This window comes from Halobacillus sp. BBL2006 (assembly GCF_000786645.1).
Lineage (GTDB): Bacteria > Bacillota > Bacilli > Bacillales > Halobacillaceae > Halobacillus.
This window is the reverse complement of record NZ_JRNX01000270.1, coordinates 1-2,189: the sequence shown is the minus strand read 5'-3', so window position 1 is coordinate 2,189 and position 2,189 is coordinate 1. Positions and strand designations below refer to the sequence as shown.

The following is a 2,189-nucleotide window of genomic DNA, read 5'->3' as shown; positions in this document are numbered from 1 at the left end:
GGCGGGTTCAACCAGAAGCGGCTGGCGGCGGATTGTTTTTTGACTTGGCTAGTCATACTCTCGATATTCTCGATTTTCTCCTCGGACCGATTCAGGAGGCCAAAGGTTTTGCATCGAATCAAGCGGGTTACTATGAGGCTGAAGATATCGTAACAGGTACATATCAATTTGAATCTGGCGTTCATGGTACTGGAAAGTGGTGTTTTACGGCGTTTGAAGATGTCGATCGAAATGAAATCGTCGGAAGCAAGGGAAAGATCAGCTTTTCTACTTTCGGGAATGACCCTGTTGTTTTGACCACTGCTGAAGGGACAGAAGAGTGGAGTTTTGAACGGCCGCAGCATGTTCATCAGCCGCTTGTTGAAACGATCGTTAAAGAACTGACAGAGGACAAAAGCTTATGTCCAAGTACAGGAGAGTCGGGTGCGCGAACGAACTGGGTGATGGATGCCATCGTTGGAAAATAGGGAATGCGGAACATGAAGAAAGTGCCAGGCCCCCATGACGTTAATGCTTTAACAAAGTAGGGGTCTGGCACTTTTTTATATTCTTACCCCGCCATTTCAGCCTCCAGCTCGCTTTTTCGCTCAAGCTTTTTATAAACGATCGCAAACAGCAACGATGGAACTGTAGATACGATCATTCCGAGAAACGCGTATCCAGGCTCAATCTCATATAAGAATCCGCCAAAAACCGTAAAGACGGCTGTACTCCAGCTTAGCGCCAAAGCTGCGTAGATGCCCTGCGCTTTTGGGACCAATTCTGGGGCAATATTTTTGATCAAGTATTGCATGAATGCATAGTGCCCCATCGCAAACGAGCAGGCATGAAGCACCTGGGAAATCGAGAAGATGGCGACGCTTGGAAAAGCAAATACGAGAATCCAGCGGATCGTCGAACCGAAAGCGGCTAAGATCAAGAGCGAACCTGGTGTGAAATTGCGAAACGCCTTGTCGGCCATCATGAAGAAGATAATCTCTGCGATCACGGCAATATTAATGATCGCGCCAATTAAATAGGTTGGTGTCTCTATTTCCTGTAAGTAAATATAGCCATAGTTGTAGTACGAAGCGTGGGCTGCCTGCAGGAGGATGACAACGACCAGGACGATGCCAAAGTGCTTCACCTTGAACACCTTAAGCATGCCGCCTTTGGTTCTCTTATCGGCCTGCGGCTTTTCAGATAAGACCTGAGGCGCTCGCAGGAAACCGAGGCACATAAAGATCAATAAGCCAGCGAGCAGACCCCATAAGATCGCTTCGTCGCCAAATTTCCCTGTAAACAAAGTAAGGATCATCCCGCCAGCGACGAATCCGAGCGAACCCCACGAACGGCTCTTTCCGTAGTCGTACAGCTGTCGATGCTGGACGAGGACACCAGCTGCGGTATCTAAGGCAGGCATCAAGGTTGGATATAGAAAGTTTATAAATAATACAACGACAAGCAAACTCGTAAACGAGTTGGCCAGAATCGATACCAGCAGGGCGATAATGGTGCCGAGCGTCATCGCATTGATGAGGCGTATACTGCTGAATTTATCGGATAGCTTAGGGAAGGCAGATAAGGTCGATAAGCCGCGGACGACAAGCCCTAAGCTCATGATTAAGCTTGCCTGTGATACCGTCATTCCCTTCGTATGAATCATCCACCCTGTAAAATAAGGGAGAAAGATTCCCCACGTAAAATAAAAACTGAAAAATTGTCTGCTCATCCAGCGATATGTGTTCATTGTTCCATTCCTCCAATGATTGCATCATATCAGGATGACCCCTACAATAATATGAGATATCTCATAGTTTGGATGGATGAAAATGAAAAAAATCACGAACCAAAAGAGGCAGCGCTATTTACAGGTACATCCGATTTCCGATCTGTTTTCTTTTCCAATCGAAGAATTTATCGAAGTTCATGAATATCAGCGGGATGAATGGATCATCAAAGAAGGCATGCGCCCGGACTATTTATTTTACGTGATCGAGGGAAAAGCGAAGATTTACGTCACGTATCAAAACGGGAAGAGCTCGCTGATTAATTTTATAAACGCCGAGGAATACATCGGTGAAATGGAGCTCGTCAATGAAATTTACTACACAAAAGGCATCCAAACCTCAACGAAGACGATCTGCTATGCGATTCCTCTTCAGCGCTTCCGCAAACAGCTGCTGGAGGATACAAAATTCCTCCTCGAG

General features: G+C 46.3%; 3 protein-coding genes. 2 read left to right on the top strand and 1 reads right to left on the bottom strand.

The window, feature by feature from the left end:
• Positions 1-467: Gfo/Idh/MocA family oxidoreductase (locus tag LD39_RS09020; protein ID WP_035545405.1), on the top strand; the 467-nt coding region annotated here is incomplete at its 5' end.
• Between the two features lie 83 nt (positions 468-550).
• Here the strand turns inward: LD39_RS09020 and LD39_RS09015 are convergent.
• A complete protein-coding gene (locus tag LD39_RS09015) occupies positions 551-1,729 on the bottom strand; it encodes an MFS transporter (RefSeq protein ID WP_035545404.1) in 1,179 nt (392 codons plus the stop codon).
• Positions 1,730-1,811: 82 nt separating this feature from the next.
• Between LD39_RS09015 and LD39_RS09010 the strand changes: the two genes are divergently transcribed.
• Positions 1,812-2,189 (top strand): cyclic nucleotide-binding domain-containing protein (locus LD39_RS09010; protein ID WP_035545402.1); only part of this gene is annotated, 378 nt, incomplete at its 3' end.

Excerpts from the sequence above, each read along its gene's own strand:
- LD39_RS09015 (WP_035545404.1), bottom strand. The coding sequence starts at position 1,729 with ATGAACACATATCGCTGGATGAGCAGACAATTTTTCAGTTTTTATTTT.